General features: G+C 40.5%; 11 protein-coding genes. 8 read left to right on the top strand and 3 right to left on the bottom strand.

Features of this window, described 5'->3' with window-relative positions; genetic code table 11:
• The 7 genes from JF818_RS04960 to JF818_RS04990 all read left to right on the top strand — a co-directional run.
• Positions 1 to 375: hypothetical protein (locus tag JF818_RS04960; protein WP_233066312.1), on the top strand; the 375-nt coding region annotated here is incomplete at its 5' end.
• Between the two features lie 132 nt (positions 376 to 507).
• A complete protein-coding gene (locus JF818_RS04965; protein WP_198890863.1) occupies positions 508 to 711 on the top strand; it encodes a hypothetical protein in 204 nt (67 codons plus the stop codon).
• A gap of 103 nt (positions 712 to 814) precedes the next feature.
• Complete coding sequence (locus JF818_RS04970; RefSeq protein WP_198890864.1) at positions 815 to 1,045, top strand: helix-turn-helix domain-containing protein; 231 nt, start codon at positions 815 to 817, stop codon at positions 1,043 to 1,045.
• On the top strand, positions 1,042 to 1,308 hold the full coding sequence (locus JF818_RS04975; protein WP_198890865.1) for a hypothetical protein: 267 nt from the start codon (positions 1,042 to 1,044) through the stop codon (positions 1,306 to 1,308). Before JF818_RS04970 ends, JF818_RS04975 begins: the two co-directional genes overlap by 4 nt.
• On the top strand, positions 1,292 to 2,044 hold the full coding sequence (locus tag JF818_RS04980) for a DUF4373 domain-containing protein (protein WP_198890866.1): 753 nt from the start codon (positions 1,292 to 1,294) through the stop codon (positions 2,042 to 2,044). The genes JF818_RS04975 and JF818_RS04980 overlap by 17 nt, the downstream gene beginning before the upstream one ends.
• Before the next feature lies 1 nt (position 2,045).
• Positions 2,046 to 3,293: a DnaB-like helicase C-terminal domain-containing protein gene (locus JF818_RS04985; RefSeq protein WP_198890867.1), complete on the top strand. Its 1,248-nt coding sequence runs from the start codon at positions 2,046 to 2,048 to the stop codon at positions 3,291 to 3,293.
• 283 nt (positions 3,294 to 3,576) lie between these two features.
• Positions 3,577 to 3,945, top strand: coding sequence for a hypothetical protein (locus tag JF818_RS04990; protein ID WP_198890868.1), 369 nt, complete (start codon positions 3,577 to 3,579; stop codon positions 3,943 to 3,945).
• 31 nt (positions 3,946 to 3,976) lie between these two features.
• On the opposite strand, the gene JF818_RS04995 is transcribed toward JF818_RS04990, so the two are convergent.
• The 3 genes from JF818_RS04995 to JF818_RS05005 all read right to left on the bottom strand — a co-directional run bounded on the left by JF818_RS04995 (position 3,977) and on the right by JF818_RS05005 (position 5,258).
• A complete protein-coding gene (locus JF818_RS04995; protein ID WP_198890869.1) occupies positions 3,977 to 4,123 on the bottom strand; it encodes an SHOCT domain-containing protein in 147 nt (48 codons plus the stop codon).
• 474 nt (positions 4,124 to 4,597) lie between these two features.
• On the bottom strand, positions 4,598 to 4,840 hold the full coding sequence (locus JF818_RS05000) for a helix-turn-helix domain-containing protein (RefSeq protein WP_057994863.1): 243 nt from the start codon (positions 4,838 to 4,840) through the stop codon (positions 4,598 to 4,600).
• Positions 4,833 to 5,258 (bottom strand): RNA polymerase sigma factor, encoded by a 426-nt coding sequence (locus JF818_RS05005; RefSeq protein ID WP_198890870.1) that lies wholly within the window; start codon positions 5,256 to 5,258, stop codon positions 4,833 to 4,835. Before JF818_RS05005 ends, JF818_RS05000 begins: the two co-directional genes overlap by 8 nt.
• 558 nt (positions 5,259 to 5,816) lie before the next feature.
• On the opposite strand from JF818_RS05005, the gene JF818_RS05010 reads away from it, so the two are divergent.
• A partial coding sequence (locus tag JF818_RS05010) for a sigma-70 region 4 domain-containing protein (protein ID WP_198890871.1) occupies positions 5,817 to 6,064 on the top strand: 248 nt, incomplete at its 3' end.

The following is a 6,064-nucleotide window of genomic DNA, read 5'->3' on the forward strand; positions in this document are numbered from 1 at the left end:
ACCTGTATGTCTGAGAATACTTCCTATACATTCAAGTTGTTTCAGAAAGATGAACATGAAATAGCTAAAATTTCTTGCATCCTCCCCCTCAAAGAGGTTCAAGAGTATTTAATACATGTCTCCGACAGTTTTTCTATTCTGGTTTCGCTATACGCATTACTAGAATTGGATCCTGAAAGCTTTGAAGAGATAAAATTCCCCTTACCTCTAGATTTGGAAATTAAATTCGAAGATTCAGGAGGCAAGGTCTTTAAAAAAAGGGAAACCTTCCATTTCTCGTTTTTTAATACAACGGGTTTTGTGAGCTATGGAGAAAATGAAAGAATTATGTCTCCAAATTTTGCGGCTTGCCTGATCACAAAAGAATCAGAATAAGAGTTACCTAAGCAAATTCAATATAATTACTGCTTCCTGATATTACATTCAATTCCTTTTTCTCTCCTATATTCTTTAAACAAACTCCTTCCACTAATCGAGGTTGTCAGAGTCTTTTCTTATGCTTGAAGCATGAGATTGGGCAAGCTGTTTACTTTCAAATGCAAGATGAGCGAAGAAGTGACCGTCTCGGTGGGAAAGACCCTGGGATGGTCCGACCTGTTGTCCTTCGGCAAGGACAAGGTATTGGAGAACTCTGCGTTCTGGATCTGCCTGATGAATCTTGCGCGAACCTTCCGATTACTCCCCATCCATGCCTACCTCTACTTCCATTGAAAACTATAATACTCAACAATACTCAACTCACCTTCTTTCTGAAAATTGGTTCCACCCTAAACTCCACTTGACTCTGGAGAACTTCTGAGTCAGGAGGATTTACATGGGAAAGGAAACCAAACAATTTATGACTGTGAATGATGTGGCTCAGCTACTTAATGTGGCGGAGAAGACTGTCCGAAAGTATGTATGGCAAAAAACGATTCCTTATTTGAAGATCGGTGGCCATGTTCGTTTCGACATCGATAAGATCCATGCCTGGTTGGAGCAACGAGAAGTACCTACCTTGGATGAAATCAGATATGGAAGTTGGAATAGGAGGGCAGACAGATGAATAGCCTTCCAGAATACACAATGTCCAATCGATATAATCCGACTTCCATAGAAATAGTTGAATGGTTTCTTCGTGAGGAGTTCGGGGAAGTTGATCCGAATAAATCGTATCCAGTGCAGAATTTTCTCTCTGCCATTTTTAAGATCTTGGTTAACAAACATCGTGACAACCAGGTAAGTAGAGGTTCTTTCAACCAGCAACTATTCGAAACATTGATCCATCAGAAATCAAAAGGAGGTCCTGGAAATGGCAAAACTAACTAAACGATATATCAGCCACGATGAGAATGCTTCCAGGGATGAGAAGGTCCTGAAGATGCGGGAGAAATACGGAGCTCGAGGATATGGCCTTTTTTGGGAAATAGTAGAATATCTGTTTTCTGCAGATGGTAAAGCTGAACTCAATGCCAAGGTAGTGAGTCTGGCCATAGGAGAAGATGTAAGAACTGTGAGGAATTTCCTGTCCGATTGCATCGAGGTTTACCAACTATTCGAGTCCGATGGCACATGCTTTTGGTCGAATAGACTCCTATCTCAGATAGATCAAATCATAAGCGTCTCTGAACAGAGACGCATAGCTGGTCGTAAAAAACATAATAGAAAATCTGATAACAGTAAACAAATAAAAGAATTAGATAGTATTGAAATCGAGAAAATGCCCAGCAATTGTTCTGCAAATGCAAAACAATTGAACAGCAATTGCTCAGCTATAAATAAAATAAATAAAATAAATGAAATAGATAGTAATTGTAGGGAGAGAAAACAACCAATCAAATTTTCTAAACCATCCATCGAAGAAATTGAGGCATATTGTATTGAACGAGAAAACACAGTCAATCCCATTCAATTCTTTGATTACTACGAAGCCAATGGCTGGAGGGTTGGCAAGAATCCAATGAAAGATTGGAAAGCTGCAGTACGTACTTGGGAACGTAACGACAGCGGTGGAAAGAAATCCAATGTAGTTGTGCAAAATGATCCCTATGCTGAGTTGAGGTAGAATGATGCAGGAAGAACGCTATTTCATTGGCCAGATTCTCTGGGATCCAACCATAATCAACAAAACCATTGTCACTCCATCGGATTTCCAAGGTGAACAGGAACGGGCAATCTATGAGGCGATGTTGGCCCTTTCACGGGATAATGGTGTGGTCGACGAAAACTCGACTGCAAAGAAGAGTGGGGTACCACTCTCTAGAATTATTGAACTCAAGGACAGTAATGTCATTTCATCAACCTGGGAGCATTATCAGAAGGTGTTGATCGATACCTCACGGGTGAGAGCAATCAAGAAGACTTGTGAACGAGTCCTTAAAAGCGACCTGCCTGCAGACGCTTTGGTAGATATGTTCATTGAGGAAACCCAGGATGCGAGAGGTAGGATGATATTCAGACCCTGTGCATTACCCACCTGTATCGAGGAGAGCATTGCTGCCCTTGAAGCCCGAATAGAGAGTAAGAAGATTCCTGGGCTTTCAACTGGATACCCAATCCTGAATTCTTTTATTGGGGGCCTGCAAAAAACTCGCTTGTATTATTTGGGTGCTCGTCCTTCACAGGGCAAGAGTACTCTCTTGATGAATCTTGTGGCCAATTGCAATGTTCCTTGCATTATCTTCTCTGCTGAGTCAAGCAAGACGGAATTTGCTGACAGGATGATCATCCGCGAGAAGAAGATCAGTAGCAGTCAATACTACAACGGGACCCTTACTGATGCTGATGCGAAGAAAGTGATGGAGGCAAGCAGTGAACTCTATGATAGAGACTACATCATTATCCATGACGAACCGAACATCCCGCTGGCAAGACTCATTCAGATTGCCAGGGATGCTAAACGATACAACAAGGTTGAGGCAGTTTTTATTGATTACGTACAGCTGTTGACATTCCACGATCAGTCACGCCCAAAGAATGAGCAGGTATCAGAGATATCGAAGCAATTGAAACAGCTGGCCAGAGAACTGGATGTACCTGTTATCTGTGCAGCACAACTGCGTAGAGATGCAGAGGGCAAGAAACCACAGTTAAGCGATTTCTCAGATTCCACACAGCTTGAACGGGATGCTGATGTAGCAATCATGATCTACCATATCGAAAAGAAGGAAGGGGATGACAACAATCGTGAGACTTTCTTGCTGATCGAAAAGAACAGGGATGGCAGGCTTGGGTATATACGTATGGACTACCAACCGGAATATATGCTTTTCAGAGAGGCGAGAGATCAACAAATACCGAAGAAAAAGGATTGATGTCACCTAGGTATTATCTGTCCCGATTGACACCATTTAAATAGCAATTCGTCATATACTGTCAATGAAAACAGAGGAGGTTTTATGAGTTCGGAGAGTTCTATTCTAGATGATCAAATGATAGATAACTCGGTGATGCTGCTACAGAGTTCAACAAAATTACTTGAACGGATTCATTCCTATCTGGTCCAGAATCCATTGAGAATGATCACGGTTGAGGAATTTGTGACTTTTGCAGAATTACTCTTCAAAGCCAATGACTTGGCATATGAGCTAATTCGGTTTGTTAAAAACAAAGGGAATGCATGTGAGCGAGGATAAGAACCAAACGGCTCCTATCTGGGAGAGACAGAAGGGAGAGACAACCAAAGCCTATGCTGCTTTTTGCGCCTATAGAGATTATGGAATCGATAGGAGTATCCAAAAAGTAGTTAACAAGTATATAGAAAAATCCTGGTCCATGTCGCTGTTGCTCAGATGGTCAGCCAAGCATAACTGGATTCAGCGATGCGTTGCATTCGATTCTTACATGGATAAGGAACGTCAGAAAGAGTACCTTGCGCAAACGCTGGAGATCAGTAGAAGGCAAGCACAGAGTGCAAGGCGGATCCAGGAAATTGCTCTTGTAAGACTCAGTCAGTTAGATCCATAATAATTTATCTTATATATGACAATCATATGGATTATGATGTTAGGTCTGAAAGAACACCATAATCTTGCATAAGTCTATTTTTAATCATTGTAAATTCTTTTTCTGTTATAAGAGCCAAAGACAATAGTTGTCCTAACATGGCAATTTGCATACTATATCGAATCAACCTATCTTTCATAAAAATCCCCCTTTCATCTTCAACGGACTAAAATAATTATTACTATTTTTTGAATGATGAGGGCTGGGTAGCCTTCTACCTGTTTTAATTAAATTTCAAATAAAACGGACGGCTGTTGGCACAGCTCCACGGGATTTTGCCCTTCCAGCATTCTGCCGAAACCCTACCCATTGCCTGCGACGCTCTTAACGCTCGGACGGTGGCTATAGGGGAGTATCATTATCACATTTATATGTTATCGCCTACAAACTGCCATATTTGCTTTGAGGTTTGATATTGTTCGCTCTCCCTAAATAGAGGTCTTGGCGTATCAGCCCCTTGGCTCAATATAAATGAATGTATCCGTTTTATTTTCTACTGCAACAGCGTTATCTTCTGTGCTTTCTTTGTCAATGTTCAAATGTCTAATGTATGGATAGAACCATGAGAGAAATATGGAAAGGGGTGCATATTTCTTACTATGGATTTTGCCTATCAAGCTACATTAAAGGTTAAAATTTTTGTAATCAACTTAGTTTCTAGCCTACGGCGTAATACTTCATCTACACAAAAATGCGGATTACCACTTTCATCGTATAGCTGCCTTGTAGATAGTACAGCAATATACCCTTCATAATGTTTCAGAACGGCGTTAATAGCTTCCACATCCCCACTAGAGGCTAATACGATAAGCGGATAGGAAAGTAGATGATTATTTTTTCCTGCCTTTTTACTCATGGACATCTCCCCCCATAAAAGTTTTTATCTGTTGTAAAGTTCTTGTCCTTTGGTACTGTACGGTTGAACGCAACATATTTAGCTTGTCCCCTATTTCTCTGTCAGATAGTTCAAGAAAATAGGAGAGTAGGATAATATCTCGTTTCTGTTCTGGTAAATTATCTAATGCCCCTGCAATAACGTCATCTGTAACAATGACATCAAGACCTAAGACATTGAAAATTTGTTCAGTAACAAAGTATTTGTCTACTGTATAAAGCTGATCCATTTCCTTTAAAGATAAATCTGAAAAGCTTTTTTCCTTTTTACGTTGACGTTTCAATTCATCGTAATAATCTCGTGCCTCATTCTTTAGGATTTTTTTGCAAAAGCTATCAAAGGCGTGCCTTTTACTTTGATCATGGTTACTAGGTTTCATATTCTCACCCCCTTTCGGGTGGTGACTTTCTTGTTCCCCTTTCACCACTACTACGGTGGGAATTACAAAACTGCCAAACTTTTGAGAAACTTTTTTTAAAAACTTTAAATTAAACGCAAAAATGCCCGACTGAAAATACAGTCGAGCATTTTTGGAACTATATATACCTATTAGGTGATGCGTGTGTTCATATTGATAGCAATAATATCCCGTTGGGTGATATAGGATTTTTTTAATGAATAGAATTTGTATGCTCTATGATAATTAAAAATAGACACGGCAACACCTCCGTCAATACCGCCGTATCCTTAAAAAAGGGCGACTTTAATACACCCTACGAATCTCAATTCTTTGAAAAGAAAAAAGGCGGTCGAAATGTAGTATTTCAAACCGCTGCAACATCTCAAAACCAATATCTGCATCTGGTCTGCAATAACGGCCAACGGGGCGTCCAATTCCGGCCAGTGAGCGCTTAAAGGCGGCCACTATATCTTCGGCCTACACTATAGTCAGAGAAACACCGCTTGTGTGGTGTCATCTCTCTCTTGGGGGTCGAATATGATCGACTATGTTCAAATTTTAAAAATGCATTACCTCATGCATTTCAGTAGCAGGGAAATCGGTGCGAGTCTTGGATGCAGCAAGACCACAGTCAATGATTTTCTCAAGCGGTTCAGAGATTGTAAGGAATTGTCTTTTCCTTTGAAATCAGATGTTTCAAACGGAACCCTCTACGACTTGCTGTATCAGAAGAAGGGAGGAGTATCCTCTTCGGTCCTGGATGTGGAGTCTGAATTGTCTTTTAT

It is taken from the genome of Sphaerochaeta sp. S2 (assembly GCF_016406725.1).
Classification (GTDB): Bacteria; Spirochaetota; Spirochaetia; order Sphaerochaetales; family Sphaerochaetaceae; genus Sphaerochaeta.